Source organism: Mesorhizobium sp. LSJC269B00, assembly GCF_000502815.1.
GTDB lineage: Bacteria > Pseudomonadota > Alphaproteobacteria > Rhizobiales > Rhizobiaceae > Mesorhizobium.
Genome location: NZ_AYVN01000011.1, coordinates 124801 through 147979 on the forward strand (window position 1 = coordinate 124801; position 23179 = coordinate 147979).

25 protein-coding genes are annotated in these 23179 nt (G+C 63.9%); 6 read left to right on the top strand and 19 right to left on the bottom strand.

Annotation, left to right across the window (positions count from 1 at the left end; all coding sequences use genetic code 11):
- Window positions 1–212 precede the first annotated feature (212 nt).
- The 14 genes from X771_RS142465 to X771_RS142400 all read right to left on the bottom strand — a co-directional run bounded on the left by X771_RS142465 (window position 213) and on the right by X771_RS142400 (window position 14399).
- A complete protein-coding gene (locus tag X771_RS142465) occupies window positions 213–980 on the bottom strand; it encodes an ABC transporter permease (RefSeq protein WP_023689502.1) in 768 nt (255 codons plus the stop codon).
- On the bottom strand, window positions 977–1915 hold the full coding sequence (locus X771_RS142460) for an ABC transporter ATP-binding protein (RefSeq protein WP_023689503.1): 939 nt from the start codon (window positions 1913–1915) through the stop codon (window positions 977–979). Before X771_RS142460 ends, X771_RS142465 begins: the two co-directional genes overlap by 4 nt.
- Window positions 1912–3075, bottom strand: a complete 1164-nt coding sequence (locus X771_RS142455; protein WP_023689504.1) for an ABC transporter permease — start codon at window positions 3073–3075, stop codon at window positions 1912–1914. Before X771_RS142455 ends, X771_RS142460 begins: the two co-directional genes overlap by 4 nt.
- Window positions 3076–3391: 316 nt before the next feature.
- A complete protein-coding gene (locus X771_RS142450; RefSeq protein WP_023689505.1) occupies window positions 3392–4303 on the bottom strand; it encodes an ABC transporter substrate-binding protein in 912 nt (303 codons plus the stop codon).
- A 177-nt stretch (window positions 4304–4480) separates the two neighbouring features.
- Window positions 4481–5698: an MFS transporter gene (locus tag X771_RS142445; protein WP_023689506.1), complete on the bottom strand. Its 1218-nt coding sequence runs from the start codon at window positions 5696–5698 to the stop codon at window positions 4481–4483.
- The gene (gene nusB, locus X771_RS142440) at window positions 5695–6195 is read right to left on the bottom strand and encodes a transcription antitermination factor NusB (RefSeq protein WP_023669355.1); all 501 of its coding nucleotides are present in this window, start codon (window positions 6193–6195) and stop codon (window positions 5695–5697) included. The genes X771_RS142445 and nusB overlap by 4 nt, the downstream gene beginning before the upstream one ends.
- A complete protein-coding gene (gene ribH / locus X771_RS142435; RefSeq protein ID WP_023669354.1) occupies window positions 6192–6686 on the bottom strand; it encodes a 6,7-dimethyl-8-ribityllumazine synthase in 495 nt (164 codons plus the stop codon). The genes nusB and ribH overlap by 4 nt, the downstream gene beginning before the upstream one ends.
- A 94-nt stretch (window positions 6687–6780) precedes the next feature.
- Entirely contained in the window at window positions 6781–7398 is a 618-nt protein-coding gene (locus X771_RS142430) for a riboflavin synthase (protein ID WP_023669353.1), read from the bottom strand.
- Window position 7399: 1 nt separating this feature from the next.
- Complete coding sequence (gene ribD / locus X771_RS142425; protein ID WP_023669352.1) at window positions 7400–8530, bottom strand: bifunctional diaminohydroxyphosphoribosylaminopyrimidine deaminase/5-amino-6-(5-phosphoribosylamino)uracil reductase RibD; 1131 nt, start codon at window positions 8528–8530, stop codon at window positions 7400–7402.
- Between the two features lie 2 nt (window positions 8531–8532).
- Window positions 8533–9027: a transcriptional regulator NrdR gene (gene nrdR, locus X771_RS142420; RefSeq protein ID WP_023689507.1), complete on the bottom strand. Its 495-nt coding sequence runs from the start codon at window positions 9025–9027 to the stop codon at window positions 8533–8535.
- 138 nt (window positions 9028–9165) lie between these two features.
- Window positions 9166–9750, bottom strand: a complete 585-nt coding sequence (locus X771_RS142415) for a hypothetical protein (protein WP_023689508.1) — start codon at window positions 9748–9750, stop codon at window positions 9166–9168.
- Between the two features lie 80 nt (window positions 9751–9830).
- Window positions 9831–11144, bottom strand: a complete 1314-nt coding sequence (glyA, locus tag X771_RS142410; protein WP_023669349.1) for a serine hydroxymethyltransferase — start codon at window positions 11142–11144, stop codon at window positions 9831–9833.
- Window positions 11145–11315: 171 nt separating this feature from the next.
- On the bottom strand, window positions 11316–12962 hold the full coding sequence (locus X771_RS142405; RefSeq protein ID WP_023689509.1) for a Na+/H+ antiporter: 1647 nt from the start codon (window positions 12960–12962) through the stop codon (window positions 11316–11318).
- 183 nt (window positions 12963–13145) lie between these two features.
- Window positions 13146–14399, bottom strand: a complete 1254-nt coding sequence (locus X771_RS142400; protein ID WP_023682396.1) for a L,D-transpeptidase family protein — start codon at window positions 14397–14399, stop codon at window positions 13146–13148.
- A gap of 127 nt (window positions 14400–14526) precedes the next feature.
- On the opposite strand from X771_RS142400, the gene X771_RS142395 reads away from it, so the two are divergent.
- Window positions 14527–14778, top strand: coding sequence for a hypothetical protein (locus X771_RS142395; protein WP_023689510.1), 252 nt, complete (start codon window positions 14527–14529; stop codon window positions 14776–14778).
- Here the strand turns inward: X771_RS142395 and X771_RS142390 are convergent, their stop codons facing one another.
- The 3 genes from X771_RS142390 to X771_RS142380 all read right to left on the bottom strand — a co-directional run bounded on the left by X771_RS142390 (window position 14779) and on the right by X771_RS142380 (window position 16954).
- On the bottom strand, window positions 14779–15294 hold the full coding sequence (locus tag X771_RS142390) for a winged helix DNA-binding protein (protein WP_023672997.1): 516 nt from the start codon (window positions 15292–15294) through the stop codon (window positions 14779–14781). It lies immediately after the preceding gene.
- Window positions 15295–15497: 203 nt separating this feature from the next.
- A complete protein-coding gene (locus X771_RS142385) occupies window positions 15498–15920 on the bottom strand; it encodes a DUF6163 family protein (RefSeq protein WP_023689511.1) in 423 nt (140 codons plus the stop codon).
- The gene (locus X771_RS142380; RefSeq protein WP_023689512.1) at window positions 15917–16954 is read right to left on the bottom strand and encodes an enoyl-CoA hydratase/isomerase family protein; all 1038 of its coding nucleotides are present in this window, start codon (window positions 16952–16954) and stop codon (window positions 15917–15919) included. Before X771_RS142380 ends, X771_RS142385 begins: the two co-directional genes overlap by 4 nt.
- A 180-nt stretch (window positions 16955–17134) precedes the next feature.
- Here X771_RS142380 and X771_RS142375 point away from each other — a divergent pair, with 180 nt between their 5' ends.
- Together X771_RS142375 and hemB are read left to right on the top strand one after the other, a co-directional pair.
- Window positions 17135–17641 (top strand): pyridoxamine 5'-phosphate oxidase family protein, encoded by a 507-nt coding sequence (locus tag X771_RS142375; protein WP_023750458.1) that lies wholly within the window; start codon window positions 17135–17137, stop codon window positions 17639–17641.
- A gap of 88 nt (window positions 17642–17729) precedes the next feature.
- Window positions 17730–18785 (top strand): porphobilinogen synthase, encoded by a 1056-nt coding sequence (gene hemB, locus X771_RS142370; RefSeq protein ID WP_023689514.1) that lies wholly within the window; start codon window positions 17730–17732, stop codon window positions 18783–18785.
- A 34-nt stretch (window positions 18786–18819) separates the two neighbouring features.
- On the opposite strand, the gene X771_RS142365 is transcribed toward hemB, so the two are convergent.
- Window positions 18820–19146 carry a DUF1330 domain-containing protein gene (locus tag X771_RS142365; RefSeq protein WP_023673003.1) on the bottom strand — a complete coding sequence of 109 codons (327 nt, stop codon included), beginning with the start codon at window positions 19144–19146 and terminating at the stop codon, window positions 18820–18822.
- Between the two features lie 175 nt (window positions 19147–19321).
- Here X771_RS142365 and X771_RS142360 point away from each other — a divergent pair, with 175 nt between their 5' ends.
- Both X771_RS142360 and X771_RS142355 read left to right on the top strand, forming a co-directional pair.
- Window positions 19322–20017 carry a helix-turn-helix domain-containing protein gene (locus X771_RS142360; protein ID WP_023682403.1) on the top strand — a complete coding sequence of 232 codons (696 nt, stop codon included), beginning with the start codon at window positions 19322–19324 and terminating at the stop codon, window positions 20015–20017.
- Between the two features lie 110 nt (window positions 20018–20127).
- Entirely contained in the window at window positions 20128–20772 is a 645-nt protein-coding gene (locus X771_RS142355; RefSeq protein WP_023689515.1) for a dihydrofolate reductase family protein, read from the top strand.
- A 188-nt stretch (window positions 20773–20960) separates the two neighbouring features.
- Here the strand turns inward: X771_RS142355 and ppk2 are convergent, their stop codons facing one another.
- Window positions 20961–21881 (bottom strand): polyphosphate kinase 2, encoded by a 921-nt coding sequence (ppk2, locus tag X771_RS142350; protein WP_023689516.1) that lies wholly within the window; start codon window positions 21879–21881, stop codon window positions 20961–20963.
- 244 nt (window positions 21882–22125) lie between these two features.
- Between ppk2 and X771_RS142345 the strand changes: the two genes are divergently transcribed.
- On the top strand, window positions 22126–23169 hold the full coding sequence (locus X771_RS142345) for an aldo/keto reductase (RefSeq protein ID WP_023689518.1): 1044 nt from the start codon (window positions 22126–22128) through the stop codon (window positions 23167–23169).
- Window positions 23170–23179 lie beyond the last annotated feature (10 nt).

Consider the following 23179-nt stretch of genomic DNA (forward strand, 5'->3'; position numbering starts at 1 on the left):
GTTGGTGCGGGGAGCGGATAAGCCTAGGCGGAATCCGTCCTTCGCAGCGGTGTATGCGAAACAGGGCTCGGAACGTCAAGATATTGTTCGGTTTTTGCCCCGCTTTCAGCCAAAAGGTTTAGGCCACAACATTCCCATTGCCGATGCCCTGCTATTAGATCGATTGAAATGACGCCGCGTCAGTCAATGCTTTGCCCGCAGTCCAGCGAAGGTCAGTCGCCAGTCTCCTGCCCCATCTTGCGCGCCGTGTAGCGCTCGATGGCGGACAGTCCGTCATAGATCAGCACCGCCAGCGCCGCGACGATCAGGCCGCCTTGCAGGACGAAGGCGAGATTGTTGGACAGCAGGCCGGCGATGATCACCTCGCCCAGCGTCTTGGCGGCAACCGTCGAACCGATCGTCGCCGTGGCCAGGCTGATCACCACCGACAGCCTTATGCCGCCCAGAATGATCGGCGCGCTCAGCGGCAATTCGACCTTGATCAGCCTTTGCCAGCCCGTCATGCCGGCGCCGCGCGCGGCCTCCATGATGTTGCCGGGCAGTGTCGTGAGGCCGGTCAGCACGTTCTCGAAGATCGGCAGCAGGCCGTAGAGAAACAGCGCAATCAGCGTCGGCTTCTCGCCGAAACCGACGGCGGGCACCGCCAGCGCCAGCACCGCCACCGGCGGAAAGGTCTGGCCGATGTTCACCAGACTGCGCGACAGCGGCAGGAATTCGGCGCCCGCCGGCCTGGTCACCAGGATGGCAAGCGCCACGGCAACGATGGTTGCGGCGACGGTAGCGATCAGCACGGTCCTGAGATGCAGCAGGGTCAGCGTCAGCAGGCTGCCCTGATTGTAGATCGCCGGCGCATTGTTTTCGGTCAGCGGCTTCAACAGCGGCTCGAACCAGCCGGGATTGGTGACGAAGGCTATGAGAAGCACCACCAGGGCAAGCCTGAGCAGCGAAGGCAGCCAGGCTTTTAGACCGGCCCCTTTCATGCCGGCCTCGCCGCGCGCTTCACCAGCCCGTCGACGGTGACGCGGCCGAGCAGCTTGCCGTCTTCGCCCTTGACCGGCAGCGCCGGCCGGCCCGACCACAGAAGCTCGGCCAGCGCGTCGCGCTGGCTGGCGTCGCCTGGGATCGCCTCGCCTTCGGCAGTCCCCTTTTCCACGGCGTCGCGCACGCGGCCGAGCGACAAGAGCCGGAACGGCTTTTCGCTGGCGCCGACCAGGGTTTCGACGAAGGCGTTCGCCGGCCGCGCCAGGATCTCTTCCGGCTTGGCGTATTGCACCAGCTTTCCGGCATCCATGACGGCGATCTTGTCGCCCATGTGGACCGCCTCCTCCATGTCGTGGGTAACGAGGATGATGGTGGTGCCGAAGCGCTTCTGGATTGCCAGCAGGTCCTCCTGCGCCTTGGTGCGGATGATCGGGTCGAGTGCGCCGAACGGTTCGTCCATCAGAAGCACATTGGGCTCGGCGGCGAGCGCGCGGGCGACGCCGACACGCTGCTGTTGCCCGCCGGACAGTTCGTGCGGGTAGCGCGGGCCATAGGCCTCGGGGTCGAGCTGGTAGAGTGTCATCAACTCATCGACGCGGGCCTTGATGCGGTCCTTGTCCCAGCCCAGCAGGACCGGCACGGTGGCGATGTTCTGCGCAACGGTGCGGTGCGGGAACAGGCCGTGGCCCTGGATAGCGTAGCCGATGCTGCGGCGCAGCTCGTAGCCGGGCAGCGTGCGGTTGTCGTTGCCGTCGAGCTTGATGACGCCGGCGGTCGGCTCGACCAGCCGGTTGATCATTCGCAGCAGCGTCGTCTTGCCGGAACCGGAGGTACCGACAATGACGCAAACCGTACGCGGCTCGACGACCATGGACACGTCGTCGACCACGGTCGTCGCGTCATAGCGCTTGGTAATGCCTTCGATCTCGATCATGCCGTTTCAACCCTGCGCCTGGTGGCGGTCATCTCGATTACTGCGTCGAGGATGATGGCCGCGGCGAAGGCCAGCGCCACCGTCGGCACGGCGCCGAGCAGCACCAGGTCCATTGCGGTCTGGCCGACGCCCTGGAAGACGAAGACGCCAAAGCCGCCGCCGCCGATCAGTGCGGCGATGGTGGCCAGGCCGATGTTCTGCACCAGCACGATGCGGATGCCGGTGAGGATCACCGGAAAGGCCAACGGAAACTCGACGCCGAACAGTCGCTGGCCATCGGTCATGCCCATGCCGCGCGCTGCATCATTGGCCGCGCGGGGTACGCCGGCAAGCCCGACCACGGTGTTGGCCACCACCGGCAGCAGCGAATAGAGGAACAAAGCCACGAAGGCGGGCGCGGTGCCGATGCCTCTGATACCGAGCGCTGCGGCACCCGGAACATGCGCGGCGACCCAGCCCAGCGGCGCGATCAGCAGGCCGAACAGCGCGATCGAGGGTATGGTCTGGACGATGTTGAGCACATTGAGCACGCCGGCCCGCAACCGTTCGACGCGGTGGCACAGGATGCCGAGCGGCAGGCCGACGATCACCGCCGCCGCCAGCGACCCCAGCGCCAGCGTGATGTGCTTGGAGCCTTCGGCCCAGAAACTATCGGCGCGGTTTGCATATTCCTTGAGGATCGACAGGCTGTCCCACTGCCCCGATATCAGCAACAAGCCGATGGCCAGCGCCGCGAGGACGAGCACGCCGACGCGGGCCGGTGGCGACAGGTTGAGCCTGGTCAGCACGTCGGCGAGCAACAATGTGAAGGCAAAGATCAACAGCCAGAACCCGGAAGCCGGCGAGATGCGGGCGAAGGTGTTGCCGGCCGGCGTCAGGAAGGTGCCGGCGACACCGATCAGGATGGCAAGGGCGGCGAGCGCCACGACGCTTGCGGCCAGGCGCAGGACAAGCGGGGTTTTCAGCAAGGCAACAATTGCGGCCACGACGACGATCGCCAGCAGTAGCGGCCCGACTGTGGCCGGCAGCGCCTCCAGGATCGAGCGCGCCTGACCGGGAACGATACGATTGGCGCGGAAGGTGGCGAACGGAGCCAGAAACGCCGCATAGGCAACGATCGCCGCGATAACCATGCCGAGCTTGTCGAAACGCAGGGTCATGGATGCCCCTCATGAGGAGCGATTTTCCACGTTGCGCAGACTACGCTGGTGATCGGTGCAAGCCGACGCGAAGTCCGATCTCCCCCCTTGCGGGGGAGATGGCCGGCAGGCCAGAGGGGGGTGTGAAGGATCGTCAGCTCTCGAGCGTCGGCCTGTTCGGAAGCAACCCTGTCGAGGCACGCACCTGCTACCGGTTGTGAGGTCGGCGGGACAGCACCCCCCTCTGTCCTGCCGGACATCTCCCCCGCAAGGGGGGAGATCAGCAGCTTCCAGAGAGGGGTGTCTCGCACCAGCGTCACGATCAGCTATGCGCTGACTACTTCAAAAACCCGTTCTTCTTCAAAAAGTCCTCGGCGACACCCTTGACCGGCTCGCCGCCGACCTGGACGCGGCCGTTGAGTTCCTGCAGCGTGACGAGGTCGAGCTTGGCGAACACCGGCTTCAACAGCGTCTCGATCTCCGGATGCTCTTTCAGCACCGCTTCGCGGATGATCGGCGCCGGCTGGTAGACCGGCTGCACGCCCTTGTCGTCGGCGAGCACGACCAGGCCGGACGGCGCGATGCCGCCGTCGGTGCCGTAGACCATGGCGGCGTTGGCGCCGTTGGTCTGGTTGGCGGCAGCACCGATTGTCGCGGCGGTGTCGCCGCCCGAAAGCGTGATCAACTGCTCCGGCTTCAGCGTGAAGCCGTAAGTGGTCTGGAACGCCGGCAGGGCTGCCGCCGAATTGACGAACTCAGCCGACGCCGCCAAAACCACCGTGCCGCCGCCGGCGACGTATTTGCCGAAGTCGGTCAGGGTCGCCAGCTTGTTGGTCTCGGCAACCTCCTTGCGCAGCGCGATCGCCCAGGTGTTGTTGGCCGGTGACGGCGACAGCCAGACGATCTTGTTGGCGTCATAGTCGAGCTTCTTGGCGGTCTCATAGGCCTTGGCGGCATCCTTCCAGACCGGATCGTCGGCCTTCTCGAAGAAGAAAGCGGCATTGCCGGTGTACTCGGGATAGATGTCGATCTCGCCGGCGGTGATCGCCTTGCGTACCACCGGCGTGCCGCCGAGCTGGATGCGGTCGGTGGTCTTGATGTTGTTGGCGTTGAGCACAAGCTGGATGATGTTGCCGAGCACGCCGCCCTCGGTGTCGATCTTCGAGGAGACGACCACCTGGGCATTGGCGGAGGCGGCCGTGATGCCGAGCGCCAACGCCGCGCCGGCCAGAATCTTGACTGAAAACATTGTGAAAACCCCTTGCTTTGGACCGAAATGCGGTGGCCGCATATGAGCATGGCTTCAACGCCCCGTCGGGGCACACGGTTTCATAACAATGGGTACAGACGCAATAATTTTGTGCGGTCGCCGCGATTCGGTCGGCGCCATGCTGACAGGTCGTGCCAAGCCAAAGATAGAACCCGATCAGGCGCGGGCTTTGCGCGATCCGGTCAGTTTGAGCGCGCCAAGGGCGACGAAACACAGGGCGACGACCGGGAAAACCAGCCAGTTCAGCATCTCCCAGCCCCAGGCATTGTAGATGGCGCCCGACATTAGCGAGGCGAAGGCGACGGAGCCGAACAGGACGAAGTCGTGGAAGCCCTGCACCTTGCTCTTTTCGGACGGATGGTAGCTGTCGGCGACCATGGAGGTGGCGCCGATGAAGGCGAAATTCCAGCCGAGGCCAAGCAGGATCAGCGCCGTCCAGAACTGCCACAAATGCAGGCCGGACAATGCCACCGCGGCGCAGCCGATGAGCAGGACCAGGCCGGTTGCGACGATGCGTTCGGCGCCGAAGCGATGGATCAGCGATCCGGTGAAGAAGCTCGGCGCAAACATCGCCATCACATGCCAGGAAATGCCGAGCGTGGCGTCGTCCGTCGACAGGCCGCAGCCGACCATGGCCAGCGGCGCGCCGGTCATGACGAAACTCATCAGCGCATAGCTGCCGACGGCGCAAAACAGTGCCGCGACGAAACGCGGCCGGGTGACGATCTCGGACAGCGGCCGGGCGTCGCTTGACGCGACTTCCGCGTGGCCGGGAGCCTTGGCCGGGATGCGCAGGAATGACAGGATGATGGCGCCGGCCGCCGCCAGAACCGGAATGGCCACGAACGAGCCGGCAAACATCACCGGCGCCAGCAATTCGCGGGTGAAGATGACGATCTGCGGCCCGAGAATCGCGGTGATGACGCCGCCGGCCAGCACGAAGGAAATGGCGCGCGCCTTGAATTCGGGCGGAGCATTATCGGCGGCGGCGAAGCGGAACTGCTGGACGAAGGCGCCGCCGACGCCGATCACCAGCAGCGCGAAAGCGAACAGCCAGAAGCTGGCGTGGAACAGAGCCAACGTGGAGATGACGCCGCCAAGCGCGGTGACGATGGTGCCGGTCATGAAACCGCCGCGCTGGCCGAGCCAACGGATGATGGCCGCGGCCGGCAACGCGCCGAGCGCCACGCCGATGTTGAAGCCGGTGATTGGCGCCGTTGCCAGCGACTTATCGGGGCCAAGCAGATATTGCCCGGCCAGCCCGCCCATGGAAATGGCAATCGGCGCGGCCGAACCGATAATCGCCTGCGACGTCGCCAGGATGATCGCCGTGCGGCGCGCGTCCCGTGCTGCGCCGGCGACGGTGCCGGTCACAATGCGTCCTTGCCGCGCCCCTCGCCCCGCACCCGGCGCGACACACGGTCGAGCACGGCGTTGGTCAGCTTCGGCTCGTCTTCCTCGTAGAAGGCCTTGGCGATGTCGACATATTCCGAAACGATGACGGCCACCGGCACGTCGTCGCGCTTCATCAGTTCGTAGACGCCAGCGCGCAGGATGGCGCGCAACGTCGAATCGAGTCTGGACAGCGGCCAGTCTTCCGTCAGCGCCTGGCGTATGATCGGATCGATGGTCGTCTGGTTCTCGACGACGCCGGCCAGGATGGCGCGGAACCACTGCGCGTCGGCCTCCCGATAAAGCGCGCCGTCGACTTCCTTGCCGAGCCGGAACGCCTCGTATTCGGCGGTGATCTCGAAGACGCCGCTGCCGGCCACGTCCATCTGGTAAAGCGCCTGCACGGCGGCCAGACGGGCGGCGCCACGCTTATTGGCATGGCGTGTCGCGGGCTGGCCGGGCGAAGCGGGTTCGCTCACGATTGCGCTCCCAGCTTCTCCTTGAGCGCGATCATGGTCAGCGCCGCGCGCGCGGCAAAGCCGCCCTTGTCGCCCTCCGAGCGCTTGGCGCGCGTCCAGGCCTGCGCGTCGTTCTCGGTGGTCAGGATGCCGTTGCCGATCGCAATCGCTTCCTGGACCGAGAGATCCATCAGCGCGCGACTCGATTCATTGGCGACGATGTCGAAATGATAAGTGTCGCCGCGGATGATGGTGCCGAGCGCGACAAAACCATCATAGTCCTTGCCGCCCTCGCCCATGCCGTCGAGCGCAAAAGTGATCACGGCTGGAATTTCCAGCGAACCGGGAACGGTGATGACGTCATAGGTCGCGCCGGCTTCGTCGAGCGCGCTCGTCGCGCCGTCGAGCAGCGCGTCGGCAAGATCGTCATGAAAGCGCGCCTCGATAATCAGAAGGTGGGCCTTCTTCTTCGGGCGAATGAACGCTTTGCCGTGTTGGGATGTGCCTGCCATGAATGTCTCCGGGGGTACCGGTGACTTAGGCTGAAGCGGTCACATTCGCAAGCTTTGTCCGACGCTCAGGCCCGGTCTAATTTCCCAGGGGGGCTCAAAGCCCCTCTTTCACTGCCTCGACCAGTCGCGCGGCGTAGCGGGCCATGGTGTCGATCTCGAGGTTGACCTTGTCGCCCACCTTGCGCTCGCCCCAGGTCGTCACGGTCAGCGAATGGTGGATCAACAGCACGTCGAAACGGGCGCCTTCGACCTTGTTGACGGTGAGCGAGGTGCCGTCGAGTGCGACGGAACCCTTGGGCGCGATGAATTTCGCCAGTTCGCGCGGCGCCTCCAGCGTGAAGCGCACGGCATCGCCCTCGTCCTTGCGCTCGACGATTTCGGCCATGCCATCGACATGGCCCGACACGATGTGGCCGCCGAGTTCGTCGCCGATCTTCAGTGCCCGCTCGAGATTGACCTTGGTGCCTGATTTCCAGCCCGACGCCGTGGTCAGCCTCAGTGCCTCTTCCCAGGCTTCGACCTCGAACCAGCGGGCATTCGAGCCGCCATCTGGCAGCGCCGTCACCGTCAGGCAGACGCCGCCGCAGGAAATCGAGGCGCCAATAGCGATGGTCGCGGGATCATAGGCAGTGTCGATGCGCAGGCCGACGCCTTCGCTCAGCGGCTTGATGGCCGCGACAGTGCCGATATCGGTGACAATTCCAGTGAACATTTCAGATATCTCTCACCCATTCGGCATAGCTGTCTTCCCCGAAGCGCATCTCGCGCAATTTGCGGAAGCCTGCCGGGATATGGTTGGCGTCGATGGGCGATGCAATGCCGCCCTCGCCGATCGCTTCCGGTCCCTGGAACAGCACGATGCGGTCGACCAATCCCTCGGCGAGGAAGGCGCTGGCCACCTTGGCGCCGCCTTCGACCAGAACGCTGGCCATGCCGAGCGCGCCGAGATCCTCGAGCAGTTCCGGCAAGGCAATGCCGCCTTCATGGGTTTCGGTGCCGATGAAGCGCACACCGGCACGCTCCAGCACCGACCGCCGCAGCGGGTCGGCCTCCAGGCTCGCGGCGATATAGAGCGGCACGCGGTCGATGCCGGAGACCAGCTTCGAGGCTTCGGGCAGCCTGATCTGGCGGTCGAGCACGATGCGCGCCGGCGAGCGGTTCTCCAGCCCCGGCAGCCGCACGGTGAGCGCGGGATCATCCTCCAGCGCCGTGCCGATGCCGACCAGTATGCCATCGGCTTCGGCGCGCATCAGATAGACTTCGCGGCGGGCGACATCGCCGGTGATCGCAACCTGGCCGGCGCCATGCCTGCCGATCTTGCCGTCGCTGGAAAGCGCAAGCTTCAGAGTCACTTCCGGGCGCTTTTTCAGGGATCGAATCAAATAGCCGGCCATCTGCTCGGCGGCTTCCTCGACCAGCACCTTTTCGACCACTTCGATGCCGGCGGCGCGCAGGATGGCATAGCCTTTGCCGGAGACGCGCGGATCGGGATCGCTGGCGGCGCCGACGACCCGCGCCACTCCGGCATTGACCAGCGCGTTGGCGCAAGGCGGGGTGCGGCCATGGTGGGCGCAGGGCTCCAGCGTGACATAGGCCGTGGCGCCGCGCGCCAACTCGCCGGCTTCAGCCAGCGCCTCGGTCTCGGCATGCGGCCGGCCGCCAACAGCGGTGACCCCTGTGCCGACGATCATCGGGCCGGCGCCATCGTCGCGAACGATTATGGTGCCGACGGAAGGGTTGGTCGAGGTGCGGCCGGCATTCCTGCGCGAGAGCCTCACCGCCGCGGCCATGAAGCGGCGATCGAGGGCCTGCTGATCGGCCTTCCCTGACGTTTGGCTTGCCATGCTCAGCCGGCGTCCTCTTCGCTCTTCAGCTCGTCGCCCTTGAGCTCGTCGCCTTCGAGCTCACCCAGCACGTCATGGAAGTCCTTGGCCTCGCGGAAATTGCGATAGACAGAGGCAAAGCGGACATAGGCGACGTCGTCGAGCGACTTCAGCGCTTCCATGACGAGCCGGCCGACCTCGCCCGAGGCGATTTCAGTCTCGCCGGAGCTTTCGAGCTGACGCACGATGCCGGTGACGGCGCGGTCGATGCGCTCGGGATCGACATTGCGCTTGCGCACCGCGATCTCCACCGAACGCAAGAGCTTGTCGCGGTCGAACGGCACCTTTCTGCCGGACTTCTTCACCACCACGAGGTCGCGCAACTGGACGCGCTCGAAAGTGGTGAAACGGCCACCGCAATCGGGACAGACGCGCCGCCGGCGGATCGCCGCGCCATCCTCGGCGGGGCGCGAATCCTTCACCTGCGTATCTTCGGACTGGCAATAGGGACAGCGCATGGAGAGCCTTCGGGTTGGCGATTCTGGCGGAACGATAGGCTTAGAGGTTTTTGCCGGGACGGCAAAGGTTCGGCAACGGCCGCTCGCGCCCTCAGAGATAGCGAGGCGGGAGGAAAATTGCCAGCCGCGCCAGATATGTCAGGGGGCGACGTCCTTGGTCGGGAAGCCGCAGGACGTTCCGAGGTTGCGGTAGGCCTTGGTGAAGCCATCCATCGGGATGCTGGCGACAGCCTGCTTGCCGAACGTCACATCGAGCGAGATGACCTGGCGCATGGCCCGCAACAAAGCGAGACTGGTCTTGGCCTGGTTGTCGACGGTCCAGCTCGGGCGGCCGGCATCATTGGAATAGACGGTCGCGGAAACCTTGACGCCGGGGTCGCCAAAGGTCGCGGCGATCTTCTTGCCGGTCGGCAGCTCCTTGTTGGCGATGGTGAACATGATCGCCGGATAGGCATCGGGCGGCAGGGCGTCGCCAGTCGAGATCGAAAGCGTCAGCGTGCCGGCATTGCCGTTGCCGTCGACAAAGGCTGTCGAGGCCGCACAGGTCTTGTGCGAATCCTGGCCGGTGTCGAGCGCATCGATGATGGTGGTCCACCTGCCAAAGGTGTTGGTGGCCGGGATATCCGTGCCCGGCTGCGTCTGCTCCTGGGCTATCGCGCCTGACGCGGTGAAAGCGGCAAGCGAGCCGATGAAGGCCAGAACGGCAGGACGGAACATGCGCATCGTCAGATCTCCAACAGGCCGCGCCGCCCGGACAGCAAGCGGCGCAGAGCGCGGGATAAAAGACGAAGCGCCGCTGGTGGTCAACCGAGATAGGGATAGAGCGGGAAACGATCGGTCAGCGCCACGACCTTTGCCTTCACCGCCGCCTCGACCGCCGCATTGCCTTCGTCGGAATTGGCGACCTTCAGCCCGTCCAGCACTTCGGCGATCAGCTTGCCGATCTCGCGGAACTCGGCCTGGCCGAAGCCGCGCGTGGTGCCGGCCGGCGTGCCCAGACGCACGCCAGAGGTGACGAAAGGCTTTTCCGGATCGAACGGGATGCCGTTCTTGTTGCAGGTGATGTTGGCGCGCCCGAGCGCTGCCTCGGCGCGCTTGCCGGTGGCGTTCTTGGGCCTGAGATCGACCAGCATCAGATGGTTGTCTGTGCCGCCGGAGACGATGTCGAGGCCGGTTTCCTTGAGGCTCGACGCCAGCGCCTTCGCGTTGGCGGCGACACTCTCGGCATAGAGTTTGAAGCTCGGCTTCAGCGCCTCGCCGAAGGCGACCGCCTTGGCGGCGATGACATGCATCAGCGGCCCGCCCTGCAGGCCGGGGAAAACCGCCGAGTTCATCTTCTTGGCGATGTCCTCGTCATTGCACAGGATCATGCCGCCGCGCGGGCCGCGCAACGATTTGTGCGTGGTCGTGGTCACGACATGGGCGTGCGGCAGCGGTGACGGATGCACGCCGCCGGCAACCAGGCCGGCGATATGGGCCATGTCGACCATCAGATAGGCGCCGACCGCATCGGCGATCTCGCGAAAGCGCTTCCAGTCCCAGATGCGCGAATAGGCGGTGCCGCCGGCCAGGATCAGCTTCGGCTTGGTCTCATGCGCGGTCTTTTCGATCGCGTCCATGTCGAGCAGATGGTCGTCCTTGCGCACGCCGTAGGAAACGACCTTGAACCATTTGCCGCTCATGTTGACGGGCGAGCCGTGCGTCAGGTGGCCGCCGGAATTCAGGTCGAGGCCCATGAAGGTGTCGCCGGGCTGCAAGAGCGCCAGGAAGACCGCCTGGTTCATCTGGCTGCCGGAATTCGGCTGGACATTGGCGAAGTTGCAGCCGAACAGCTTTTTGGCGCGCTCGATGGCGAGTTCCTCGGCGACGTCGACGAACTGGCAGCCGCCATAATAGCGCTTGCCCGGATAACCCTCGGCGTATTTGTTGGTCATGATCGAGCCCTGCGCCTCGAGCACGGCGCGCGAAACGATGTTTTCCGAGGCGATCAGCTCGATCTCGTGACGCTGGCGGCCAAGCTCGTTGCGGATCGAGCCGAAGATCTCCGGATCGGCATCTTCCAGCGTGGTTTCGAAGAAGGATTCGAACTTGTTCGACGCTGCCGCTGCAGTTGCCATGGCCTGAAATCCTTCGGTTCGGGGCATTTATCTATGCATATCGTTGTCCCGAAACCGCTGCACGGTTCCGGGCGACATGCATTGCCGCGCCATTAACACAGTTGTTTTCGCCTCGCCACGTTTGCAGCGCGAAATTTGCTGGCCGGATTGCGCCAGAGCGGCCCTGAACCGCTATTTTCGCTCCTGCCGCCCCTGCAGCAAGGCTTCGGTGAGCGTGATCTCGGTAAACAGCGCCCGCGCCGTATGGTCGTTGATCGCGCCGCTGCTTAACATGTCGCGCACGGCGATGCGCTCGGCCTCGATGCCGGCAAGCCGCATTTCGAGCTCCAGCCGCCCGGCTTCGCGGGCCTCCGCCCGGGCGTCGTCGGCCTCGTCCGAAGTGGCGATCCGGCGCCGGTAGCCGGCGACGATGTTTTCGGCGGCGGCAAGCCTGGCGCCGGGCACCTCGCCCTGGTCGTCGTCGCTGGCGCCCGCCATGCTTTCGACGCGGGCGATGGCCGCCTTGGCGGCGCCGATGCGGGCGAGACGCTCCTCGATGGCGCTGCCATCCTCGCCCGGCTCGACCAGCCCGCGCGCTATCTTCGGCAGCGCCACGCTGGCGATGGCGAGCGAACAGATGATGACGCCGGCGGCCAGGAAGATCACCAGGTCGCGCGCCGGAAAAGACGAGCCGTCCGGCATGGCAACCGGCAGCGACAGGATGCCGGCCAGCGTGATCGCGCCGCGCACGCCCGCCACCGAGCCGGCAAGCCGCACACGCATCCCGAACGGCTCGGCCTTGCGCTTTCCCCATTTTGCCTTGAGGCCTGCCGCGATGTCGCCGACCCAGATCCAGAGGAAGCGCAGCGCGATCAGGCACAGCGTCAGCGCAATCACCGTCGCGACCGGCTGGATGATCGGGTAATGGCCAGTCAGTTCGGGCGGCACGCGGCGAATGATTTCGGGAAGCTGCATGCCGAGCACGATGAACAGCGCGCCATTGTAGACGAAGGACAAGGTTGTCCACAGCGAGATCGTCTGCATGCGCGCCGAGACGCCGAGGAAGCGGAAGACGCCGGAGCCGCCGGTCAAAAGCCCGGCGGTGACCGCCGCCAGAATGCCTGAGGCATGCAGATGTTCGGCGACGAGATAGGCAATGAAGGGCAGCAGGACCATGACCAGAACCTGCGCCTCGGCCGGAACGCCGCCGATGCGATTCAGAAGCTGCAGGAGCCTGGCGGCGATGAACAACGCGGCGATGCCGGCCAGGATGCCGATGGCGACGGCATAAAAGAAGCTCAGCGATGCATCGGCGAAGGAAAAGCTGCCGGTCACGGCGGCGGCGACGGCGAAGCGGAACATGACCAGGCCCGAGGCGTCGTTGAGCAGCGCCTCGCCTTCCAGAATATGCATCAGCCGCGCCGGCACCAGGCTTCTGTCGACGATCGAGGACGCCGCCACGGCGTCGGTCGGGGACAGCACGGCAGCGAGCGCGAAGGCGACGACCAGCGGGATGCTCGGCACCAACCAGTGCAAGGCATAACCGAAGCCGACAATGGTAAAGAAGACCAGCCCGATGGCCAGATCGAGGATCGGTCCGCGCAGCGCGATCAGCTCGCGTTTGGGCGCTCCATAGGCATCGCCGAACAAAAGCGGCGGAATGAACACCAGCAGGAAGAGTTCGGGGTCGATCTCGACATGGATGCCTTTCACCGGCCAGGCGAGCGCGGCGCCGATGGCAATCTGCAGCACCGGCAGCGGCACCCGAACCAACCGCACCAGTGCGCCGGAAAGAGCGACGAAGACCAGCACGGCGAGGATGAAGATTGCGACCTGCATGGCGCGATTCCGGCTGTTTTGAGGACCATGCGCAATTGCCGTTAGTCCGTCCAGATGGGCCTGCGGCGCAACGTCCGGCAGTGTTCATGGCCTGCATGGCTGGCGGCCACCAGTCTTCTTCTGTTGGGATGTCGAACGGAAAAGGCCACCTTGCGGTGGCCTTTCCTGAAGGAGATCAGCAGCTTAGAGCGAAGAGGTGATCTGCAGTTCGCTGGCGCCATCGAGCGCGTAGACGTCGTCGCGGAACTGCACGACGCCCGGACCCGTCGACCAGGCCGACACATAGAGGAAGTGGACCGGAACCGGGTTGACGACCTGCACCGGCGTGTTCTCGCCGGTCTTGATGGTCGCCTCGAAATGCTGGCGGTCCCAGCCGGGTGTGTCGCGCAGGATCCATGTGACGAGGTCGCGCACGTTCTGGACACGCACGCAGCCCGAGGAATCGAAGCGCATCATCTTGCCGAACAGGCTTTGCTGCGGCGTATCGTGCATGTAGACGCCGTCGGGGCTGGGGAAGTTGATCTTCACCGAGGCCATGGCGTTGCCGGAACCCGGATCCTGGCGGAAGCGGTATTTTGCGGCATCATCCGTCGACCAATCGACAGTCATCGGATCGACTTCGCTGCCATCCGGCGCAAACAGGCGGATATGGCTGTCCTTGAGATAGTCGGGGTTCTTCCGCATCAGCGGAATGATGTCCTTGCGCACGATCGAGACCGGCGCGTTCCAGTAGGGATTGACGATGATCTCGTTGATCTTGGAATTGACCACCGGGGTCTGGCGGTCGATCTTGCCGACGATTGCGGTGTGGCGCAGCACGACGCGATCGTTCTCGACCGCCTCGATCTGTGCCGCCGGGATATCGACCAGCACATAACGGCTGCCCAGCGTGCCGGCCTTTTCGCGCAGGCGCTCCAGGTTGGTCTGCAGCTGACCGAGGCGGATCTGCGCCGAAACGTTCATCGCGGCATAGGTGTATTTGCCCATGGCGCCGTCGGCCGGCAGGCCATGGCGCGCCTGGAAGCGCTTGACCGCGGCGTCGACGTAGGAATCGAACGACGTCGAAATGCCGGCGCTCTGCGCCAGGTCGCCCGAAACCATCAGCCGCTTGCGCAGCGGCACCACGTCCGGATCGTCGACGCCAAGCTGCAGCTTCTTGGTCGCCGGCACCTCGCCCCAGCCGCCCTGGGCGACGATGTTCTGATACTGCGCCACCGCCTGTTCGGTGAAGGCGACCGTCTGCAGGCTGAAGATCGGCAGCGTCGAGGCGACCTTGCCGCCCTCCGAGGCGCGGGCATCGAACTGGTCGTCCCAATTGCCACGGTTCGAAGACTTCAGGATATCGTCGATCACATCCTGCGCGCTGGCGGCATTGGCAACCATGGCAACGGCGAGCGCGGAAGCTCCGGAAAGGAAAAAGCGGCGGCTGGTTCTCATGGACGTTCCAGACATTCTTGTCGTGTTTGGCTTGTAGCGTTTGGCTGTTGCAGCGTTCGGCTACGTGCTCGATGTTGGGCGATATCACCCGCACTCTAAAGTTGGCACTGTTAACAATTAGCCAACCATGACCTGCGTCACCTGGCCGTCAAAAGCGGACCGCGATGCGACCTTACAGGCGCGCGAACAGCTTTCGCCGCCGCATACCCACAGCCCTCGCTTCCACCGCGAATATGGCGGCAACGTGGCTTTGCGCCGAATTGGAAGCGCAGGCGGCTCGAAAAAGAAAAGGCCGGTGCTTTTCGGCACCGGCCTGTTGGCTGAGACTTTCCTCCGGCCGCGCTTCTTCCGGCGCAGCTGCTATTCAATGGCCCGCTGATTACATCCGGTAGGCGATGGTGTCGTTCCAGAAGCGGTCGAGGCGCTGCAGCGCGCGGTTCATCTGCTTGAACTCTTCGCTGTTGATGCCGCCGACCTGTTCGATCGAGCCGACATGGCGCTCATAGAGACCGGCGACGACTTCCGCCACTTCATTGCCCTTCGGCGTGAGCGAAACGCGGACCGAACGGCGGTCGATGCGCGAGCGCTGGTGGTTGATGAAGCCGAGATCGACCAGCTTCTTCAGATTGTAGGAGACGTTCGAGCCGAGATAGTAGCCACGCGAGCGCAGCTCGCCGGCGGTCAGTTCGGAATTGCCGATATTGAACAGAAGCAGCGCCTGGATGGCATTGATGTCGGAACGGCCGTTGCGGTCGAACTCGTCCTTGATCACGTCAAGCAGACGGCGATGCAGACGCTCCACCAGTTGCAGCGATTCCATGTAAAGCGAACGGATAGCCTCGCGGCGATCGTCGGATACGTTGGCGGTCTTCGCCGCCGGACGCGAATTGATCATTGTCTTTGCCTCTCGTTTGTCGCCCTGGTGATTTTTTGTTTTTCACCTTGATTGCGACACTATCGAATACTCATAAAATTCGACTTAAACGCTAGGGCTAACAAGAGCTTACCGGTAATAGGTTTCGCAAGACGCTTAACGAACGGTCACCCGAGCAAGGATAATTAACCTAAAGATTTACCCAATGGCTGCGGGGCGGCGTTTCAGGCGCGCGCGGGGCGCTTGCGCATCCAGATAACGACGCGGAAGGCGATGTAGAGCAGCGCCACCGCGGCATGCGAGAAGACGATCAGCGGCCGGTGGCCGTACAGATTGGGGAAGCCGGCATACATGATGGTCTCGGTGACAGCACAGATGAACCAGATCACCGGGCCCCACGACGCCAGCATCCACAGGCCGGCGGCGGCGAAGGGGAAGAACACGGCCAGCATCACCGCCACGACCTGCCAGTGCACCGGCATCAGGTCGAAGCGCCACAGCGGGCCGGGATAAAAGCCGATCAGCCGGATCCAGTACAGGATGCCGAACAGCAGGCAGTAGCCCGCTATGACGCGCTGGAACCAGGCGAAGATGATCTCGACGCCCGAGGGCTGCAGCACGATACGCCGCGACGTGACCTCGCTCACAGTTCGAGCTCCCGTTCGAGCGGCGCGAAATAGGCGTCCACCGAAGCAGCGTCGACCTCGGCCAGGCTTGCCGGCCGCCACTGCGGCGTCGAACCCTTGTCGACGAGGACGGCGCGGATGCCTTCATAGAAGTCGTGGCCGGCCAGCATTCGGTTGAGGATACGGAACTCCATCTTCATGCAGGCTTCCATCGACAGCGTCAGCCCGGCGCTGATCTGGCGCCACGCGACATTGAGGCTGGTCGGCGAGCGGGTGCGGATGGTGGCCAGCGTCTTGGCGGCAAACTCGTCGGCGCCTGCCGCCCGCTCCAGGCTCTCAAGGATTTCGGCGAGCGACGGTTGGGAAAAATGCCGGGCGATGGCTTCCAGCACCGGCTGGGCGGTTTCGCGCCGGGCCGGCACGAAGAAGCCGCGCAGCACCGATTCCGGATCGCCATTGGCGCAGAGCCGGTCGAGAAAGGCAGCCTGGTCGGCGGCCTTGATGGTGTGGGTGGCCAGGCCCGACCACAGCGCATCGCCATAGCGAATGCGGTTGCCGGTCAGCGCCAGATACATGCCGAAGCTGCCGCCGAGGTCGGGCAGCAGATGGCTGCCGCCCACGTCGGGGAAGAAACCGATGCCGACTTCGGGCATGGCGAACTGGGCGTTCTCGGTCAGCACGCGCTGCGAGCCGTGGAAAGAGATGCCGACGCCCCCGCCCATCACGATCCCGTCGATCAGCGCGACATAGGGCTTTTTGTAACTGTTGATGCGGGCGTTGAGCCGGTATTCGTCGGCGAAGAACTCGACCGGCGGCTTCCCGGCGCGGGCCTCGTAGACGTGCATGATGTCGCCGCCGGCGCAAAACGCTCTGCCCTCGGCCTTGACGACGACGACATCGACGCCGGTATCGCGTTCAAAAGCGTCGAGCGCCTTGTCCAGCGCCTTGATCATGCGATGTGTCAGCGCATTGAGCGCCTGCGGCCGCGTCAGCGTGACGACGCCTGCCTTGCCCAACCGTTCGAAGCGGATCTCGTCGCCGCCGCCAAAGTCCATCGTCAGAGAATCCCTCCCCGCGCCTGCGGGACTGAAGTGCTAAAGGTGGCGCATGGGTGCGTCAACCGGCGGGCGCGGTTTGGATTTTCGCAAGGCAACGCGACCGTGCTTTGCCCCCGACAGAAATGCGCGCAAAATTGCCGGGCAAAACAGCCTTTCTTCTGATGCAGGGACAAACGCATGACGCTTGAAACCGCAGCGCCGAGCCATGGCTGGGAGATGCCGAAAAAGTTCGACCCGGATGATGTTCTCAGCCGCCCGCTGATGGCCAATCTGGCGACCGTGACCGCTGACGGCGCGCCGCGCAACGCGCCGATGTGGTTCATCTGGGAGGACGCTGCGATCTGGCTGCTCGGCTCGACCGGCGCAAGTGCTGTCAAACACCTCGAACGTGACCCGCGCTGCGCCGTGGAGATCGTCCATTTCGACAATGAGGCCGGCATCCTGCTGCATCTCGGCCTGCGCGGCGTCGCCACCATAGAAGCGATGGCGCCGAACCGCTTCAAACGGCTGCTGCACAAATATCTCGGCCCGGAGGCGACCTGGAACCGCTGGTTCATCGACAATGTCGCCGACATCGGCCATCCGGACGGGCGCCTGATCCGGCTCGCCCCGGAGAGCACCTTCACCAACAATGTGTCGTTCTTCAAAACCGGCCCAGAACTGGCGTGGCCGCCGAAGCCGTAAGCAGCGCGTTATCGACTGGCACAATCGTGTCGCATTGGTCAGCGGCAAGGCCTCGTGGTAAAAGCCGCCCCGACCCGGAGTTTTTGCGATGAACAAATTCACCCCCGCGACGAGCAACAAATTCGCACCGGCAAAGCCCGCCGGTGCGCGCAGCGTCGACGAGATCACCGGCAGCCGCCGCTTGCGGCGCATGCGCAAGGCCGACTGGTCGCGCCGCCTGGTGCAGGAAAACCGGCTTACGGTGAACGATCTGATCTGGCCGATCTTCGTGATCGACGGCAAGAACACGCGCGAGCCGATCGCCGCCATGCCCGGCGTCTTCCGCCTGTCGCTGGACCTCGCCGTCAAGGAGGCCGAGCGGGCCGCTAAGCTCGGCATTCCGGCGATCGCCACCTTCCCCAATGTTGAACTCAGCCTGCGCGACCAGACGGGATCGCACATCCTCCACCCGGAAAACATAATCAACCGCGCCACCCGCGCCATCAAGGACGCAGTGCCCGAGATCGGCATCATCACCGATGCCGCGCTCGATCCGTTCACCTCGCACGGCCATGACGGCATCTTGCGCGACGGCATCATCGTCAATGACGAGACAGTGGAACAGGTGACCGCCGCGGCCGTCATCCAGGCAGCGGCCGGCGCCGACATCATCGCGCCGTCCGACATGATGGACGGCCGCATCGGCGCCATCCGCGACGCACTCGACGCCAACGGTTTTTCGGATGTGGCGATCATGTCCTATGCGACGAAATTCGCCTCCGCCTTCTACGGCCCCTACCGCGAGGCGGTCGGCACCGCCGGCCTGCTCAAGGGCGACAAGAAGACCTACTATCTCGACCACGCCAATTCCGACGAAGCGGTGCGCGAGGCCGAGCAGGATATCGCCGAGGGCGCCGACATGCTGATGGTCAAGCCCGGCATGCCCTATCTCGACATCATCCGCCGGCTGAAGGACGAGTTCCAGATGCCGACCTTCGCCTACCAGGTTTCGGGCGAATATTCGATGATCAAGGCGGCGGCCGCCAATGGCTGGATCGACGGCGAGAAAGCGATGCTGGAATCGCTGCTCGCCTTCAAGCGCGCCGGCTGCGACGGCATCCTGACTTACTTCGCGCCGGAAGTGGCGCAGATGCTGAAGGGTTAGCCGGAACCTGGATGCTCCGGGTTCCGGCTTTTCCTCACGCCTTTGGCAAATAAGGAATCGTTCCGGCGAGATCGGTATCGTCGATCAGCTGGAAGCGGCTGTCGCTGCCCTTCCGGCGCTCCGCCACAAACGGGGCGTATTGCGGATCGTTGGTGAAGGCCTCGGCTGCCTTTGCCGACGGAAACGCCATGATGGCGATCAGGCTGGTGTCGAGCGGCTTGCCCTCGAGCGTCTTCACGTTGCCGCTGCGGGCGAGGTATTTGCCGCCATGCTTGTGCACGAGGTCGTGCACCGAAGCGGCATAGGCCGGCACCCATTTGTCGTCCTTCACCTTGATGTCTGCGATCACGTAAGCGGTCATTTCAAAACTCCTCATGGATCGGCACCGGACTGCCCGGCGACGTACCGCTGCCTCGCATGGCAGCGCCGGACCGCTCCAGTCACAGAACTGTACCGGGGGTGCCAGTACAGCTTCTGTACTGGCTGAACTCAGGTTTTCTGAATAAGGTCCGGCAACATCTTTTGGAGCTCACCACATGACACAAGCCGGTTACAAGCAATTCTGCCCGCTCTCCATGGCCGCCGAGCTGCTCTGCACACGCTGGACCATGGTGCTGCTGCGCGAACTGGTGGCGGGATCGACCCGCTTCAACGATTTGCGCCGCGGCGTGCCGAAAATGTCGCCAACCCTTCTGTCGCAACGGCTCAAGGACCTCGAGGCCGGCGGCATCGTCGAGCGGACCGAGATCGCGACCGAGAAGGGCGTGTTCGAATACCGGCTGACCGAGGCGGGCCGGGATTTGCGCCCGGTTGTCGAGGCGATGGGGTTTTGGGGCCAGAAATGGGTCGAGGCCAGGCTGTCGCTCAAAAACCTCGATCCGTCGCTGCTGATGTGGGACATGCGGCGCAATCTGAACCCCAGTCCGCTGCCGGACGGGCGCACCGTGATACAATTCCTGTACCATGACCTGCCGGCGTCAAAACGATCGTGGTGGCTGATCGTCGAAAAGCAGGGCGAGGTCGATCTTTGCTGGTACGATCCGGGCTTCGACGTCGATCTCTACGTCTCGACCGATCTGTGCACCATGACCTCGATCTGGATGGGGCTGACGACAGTTCACAAGGAACGCGACAAGATCAGCCTGACCGGCGATCTCGACGTCGCCGGCAAGATGCAGATCTGGCTTGGGCTCAGCCCGTTTGCGGTGATGCCGAAGCGCGTGGCGGCTTGAGGTCCCTGCGCATTCCACAGATCGGCTTGCCTCTAAAAATACTAGTTGCAAAATGCAATCAGTTTGAATACTGATTGCAAATCACAACTGGTCACGAAAGGGAGTCTTCCATGTCCAAACTGCGCGTCAATGCCTTCACCTTGTCGCTCGACGGTTTCGGCGCCGGTCCTGACCAGGACCTGCAAAATCCGCTCGGCGTTGGTGGCGAAGATCTGCACAAATGGATGACCGGCACCCGCACCTTCCACGAGATGGTCGGCAAGGATGGCGGCAGCACCGACGTGGACGACCGGTTCACCGTCCGCAGCTTCGACAATGTCGGCGCCTGGATCCTCGGCCGCAACATGTTCGGCCCGATCCGCGGCGAATGGCCGGATGAGAACTGGAAGGGCTGGTGGGGCAACAACCCGCCCTATCACGTGCCGACCTTCGTGCTGACCCATCACAAGCGCGACCCCATTGTGATGGAAGGCGGCACCATTTTCCGCTTCGTTACCGGCGGCATCCACGCCGCGCTCGAACAAGCAAAGGCTGCGGCCGGCGGCAAGGATGTCCGCGTCGGCGGCGGCGTTTCCACTATCCGGCAATATCTCAAGGAGAAGCTCATCGACGAGTTGCATCTGGCTGTGTCGCCAGTGTTGCTCGGGAGGGGCGAGAGCCTGTTTGCCGGGCTGGATATGCTGAAGCTGGGTTACCAGTGCACCGAGCAGGTGGCGACAGCGCTCGCCACGCATGTGACGATCAAGCGGGTGTAGTGGCGAAGTGATAGGCGCAGGCTTCTTTCTCCCCGTTCTACGGGGAGAAATGCCCGGCAGGCAATGAGGGGCAGCGCTGCTTTTGGAGGTTAGCAGCGTCCGACGACTGTGAATTCGCCGATGCCGGCGCTGCCCCTCATCCGCCCTTCGGGCACCTTCTCCCGTGAAACGGGGAGAAGGAAAAGTGCTCAATACTTCTCCGGCACGTAAAGCTCGCGCGGCAGGACCTGGCGCTCGTACTCCGGGTTGAACACCCGCTCGGGCAGCGTGATTTCTTCGTGCGGCACGTCCTCATAGGGCAGCTGTTTGAGGAGATGGTCGATGCAGTTCAGCCGCGCCCGCTTCTTGTCGTTGCCTTCGACGATGTACCACGGTGCCTCTGGGATGTTGGTGCGGGCAAACGTCTCTTCCTTGGCCTTGGTGTACTGCTCCCAGCGCACGCGCGACTGCAGGTCCATCGGCGACAGCTTCCACTGCTTCATCGGATCGTGGATGCGCATCATGAAGCGCATCTGCTGTTCCTCGTCGGTGATCGAGAACCAGTATTTGACCAGCGTGACGCCGGAGCGGACCAGCATGCGCTCGAACTCCGGCACGTCGCGGAAGAACTCTTCGACCTGATCGGGTTCGGCAAAGCCCATCACCCGCTCGACGCCGGAGCGGTTGTACCAGGAGCGGTCGAACAGCACGATCTCGCCGCCGGCCGGCAGATGCGGCACGTAGCGCTGGAAATACCATTGTGACTTTTCGCGCTCGGTCGGCGCCGGCAGCGCCACGACGCGGCAGATGCGCGGGTTGAGGCGCTGGGTGATGCGCTTGATGACGCCGCCCTTGCCGGCGGAATCACGGCCCTCGAAAACCACCACTAGCTTCTTCTTGTGGTAGGCAACCCAGGACTGCAGCTTGATCAGTTCCGACTGCAAGCCGATCAGGTCGCGGAAATACTGCATGCGATCGATCGACGGCGGATGCGCGTTCTTGTAGATCTTGGCGATCTCCAACGACAGCGCCGGCTCCGAGATTTCCAGCTCATAGTCCTCGTCGAGCGTGTCGGCGAGTTCGGCTTCCAGCCAATCCCTGGCCGCAGAATTCTGCTTTAGCTCATTCATTTCCACTGCTCCGCTTGCCGGCTGACATGAAACCCTGAGCCGACTTGATATAGGCCGGCAATGACGGTTTTATTGCAAGCCGCCGGCCAGCCGGTCTTCACTGCAAAGCAGCGAGGCATTGCCGATCCAGCGCCCTGGCATGGCGACAAGCCGCTCAAATTGTCCTACAAATAGCGGACCCGTTCGGGCTTCCCCGCCCTTTCCTGCTAAAACCGCCTCCCCACCAAAACTACGAGGATCAGACATGGAATACCGCACGCTTGGCCGTTCCGGCTTGAAAGTTTCGGCGCTGACCTTGGGAACCATGACCTTCGGCGGCAGCGGGCCGTTCGCTGCCGTCGGCAATTCCGATCTCGCGGAGGCCTCGCGCATCATCGACACTTGCATCGATGCCGGCATCAATCTCATCGACACCGCCAATGTCTATTCCAACGGTCTGTCGGAAGAGATCATCGGCGAGGCGCTCGGCGGCAAGCGCAAGAACGACGTGCTGATCGCCTCCAAAGCGCGCATGCGGATCGGCAAGGGCCCCAATGACGAAGGCCTGTCGCGCCATCATCTGATCCGCGAATGCGAGAAGAGCCTGAAGCGCCTCAGGACCGATGTCATCGACATCTATTTCCTTCACGAATGGGACGGCGCGACGCCGCTCGAGGAAACCATCGCCGCGCTCGACACGCTGGTTGCCCAGGGCAAGATCCGCTATGTCGGCTGCTCCAACTATTCCGGCTGGCAGGTCATGAAGGCGCTGGGCATCAGCGACAGCCAGCACCAGCCGCGCTTCGTCACCCAGCAGATCCACTACACGCTGGAAGCACGCGAGGCCGAGTATGAGCTCTTGCCGATCTCGGTCGACCAGGGCCTTGGCGTGCTGGTGTGGAGCCCGCTCGCCGGCGGCCTGCTGTCGGGAAAATACCGCCGCGACAGCCCGACGGCGCGCCAGATCGGCGGCTGGTCGGAACCGCCGATCCGCGACGAGGACCGGCTGTGGCGGATCGTCGATGTGCTGGTCGACATCGGTGCGGCACGCGGCGTTTCGGCGGCCCAGGTGGCGCTGACCTGGCTGCTCGGCCGGCCAGCCGTCAGTTCGCTGGTGATCGGCGCACGCAATGAGTCCCAGTTGAAAGACAATCTCGCCGCGGCAAGCCTGACGCTGTCCTTTGATGAACGCCAGCGTCTCGATGCCGTCAGCCGGCCGCCGGTGCTCTATCCCTACTGGCACCAGCAGTTCACCGCGAAGGACCGCTTCGGCCCGGCCGATCTGGTTATGGACCGCAGCGTCATCTGACTTAAGGGCG

What these genes read in the sequence shown, in the direction of transcription:
- glyA (WP_023669349.1), bottom strand. Translation starts at nt 11,144, where the DNA reads ATGGCAACTGCAGCGGCAGCGTCGAACAAGTTCGAATCCTTCTTCGAA.
- X771_RS142465 (WP_023689502.1), bottom strand. Translation starts at nt 980, where the DNA reads ATGAAAGGGGCCGGTCTAAAAGCCTGGCTGCCTTCGCTGCTCAGGCTT.
- X771_RS142400 (WP_023682396.1), bottom strand. Translation starts at nt 14,399, where the DNA reads ATGAGAACCAGCCGCCGCTTTTTCCTTTCCGGAGCTTCCGCGCTCGCC.
- X771_RS142380 (WP_023689512.1), bottom strand. Translation starts at nt 16,954, where the DNA reads ATGGACTTTGGCGGCGGCGACGAGATCCGCTTCGAACGGTTGGGCAAG.
- X771_RS142345 (WP_023689518.1), top strand. Translation starts at nt 22,126, where the DNA reads ATGGAATACCGCACGCTTGGCCGTTCCGGCTTGAAAGTTTCGGCGCTG.
- X771_RS142365 (WP_023673003.1), bottom strand. Translation starts at nt 19,146, where the DNA reads ATGACCGCTTACGTGATCGCAGACATCAAGGTGAAGGACGACAAATGG.
- ppk2 (WP_023689516.1), bottom strand. Translation starts at nt 21,881, where the DNA reads ATGAATGAGCTAAAGCAGAATTCTGCGGCCAGGGATTGGCTGGAAGCC.
- X771_RS142430 (WP_023669353.1), bottom strand. Translation starts at nt 7,398, where the DNA reads ATGTTCACTGGAATTGTCACCGATATCGGCACTGTCGCGGCCATCAAG.
- X771_RS142360 (WP_023682403.1), top strand. Translation starts at nt 19,322, where the DNA reads ATGACACAAGCCGGTTACAAGCAATTCTGCCCGCTCTCCATGGCCGCC.
- X771_RS142455 (WP_023689504.1), bottom strand. Translation starts at nt 3,075, where the DNA reads ATGACCCTGCGTTTCGACAAGCTCGGCATGGTTATCGCGGCGATCGTT.
- X771_RS142450 (WP_023689505.1), bottom strand. Translation starts at nt 4,303, where the DNA reads ATGTTTTCAGTCAAGATTCTGGCCGGCGCGGCGTTGGCGCTCGGCATC.
- X771_RS142395 (WP_023689510.1), top strand. Translation starts at nt 14,527, where the DNA reads ATGACCTGCGTCACCTGGCCGTCAAAAGCGGACCGCGATGCGACCTTA.
- nrdR (WP_023689507.1), bottom strand. Translation starts at nt 9,027, where the DNA reads ATGCGCTGTCCCTATTGCCAGTCCGAAGATACGCAGGTGAAGGATTCG.
- X771_RS142460 (WP_023689503.1), bottom strand. Translation starts at nt 1,915, where the DNA reads ATGATCGAGATCGAAGGCATTACCAAGCGCTATGACGCGACGACCGTG.
- hemB (WP_023689514.1), top strand. Translation starts at nt 17,730, where the DNA reads ATGAACAAATTCACCCCCGCGACGAGCAACAAATTCGCACCGGCAAAG.
- ribH (WP_023669354.1), bottom strand. Translation starts at nt 6,686, where the DNA reads ATGGCAGGCACATCCCAACACGGCAAAGCGTTCATTCGCCCGAAGAAG.
- X771_RS142375 (WP_023750458.1), top strand. Translation starts at nt 17,135, where the DNA reads ATGACGCTTGAAACCGCAGCGCCGAGCCATGGCTGGGAGATGCCGAAA.
- X771_RS142390 (WP_023672997.1), bottom strand. Translation starts at nt 15,294, where the DNA reads ATGATCAATTCGCGTCCGGCGGCGAAGACCGCCAACGTATCCGACGAT.
- ribD (WP_023669352.1), bottom strand. Translation starts at nt 8,530, where the DNA reads ATGGCAAGCCAAACGTCAGGGAAGGCCGATCAGCAGGCCCTCGATCGC.
- X771_RS142405 (WP_023689509.1), bottom strand. Translation starts at nt 12,962, where the DNA reads ATGCAGGTCGCAATCTTCATCCTCGCCGTGCTGGTCTTCGTCGCTCTT.
- X771_RS142415 (WP_023689508.1), bottom strand. Translation starts at nt 9,750, where the DNA reads ATGCGCATGTTCCGTCCTGCCGTTCTGGCCTTCATCGGCTCGCTTGCC.
- X771_RS142355 (WP_023689515.1), top strand. Translation starts at nt 20,128, where the DNA reads ATGTCCAAACTGCGCGTCAATGCCTTCACCTTGTCGCTCGACGGTTTC.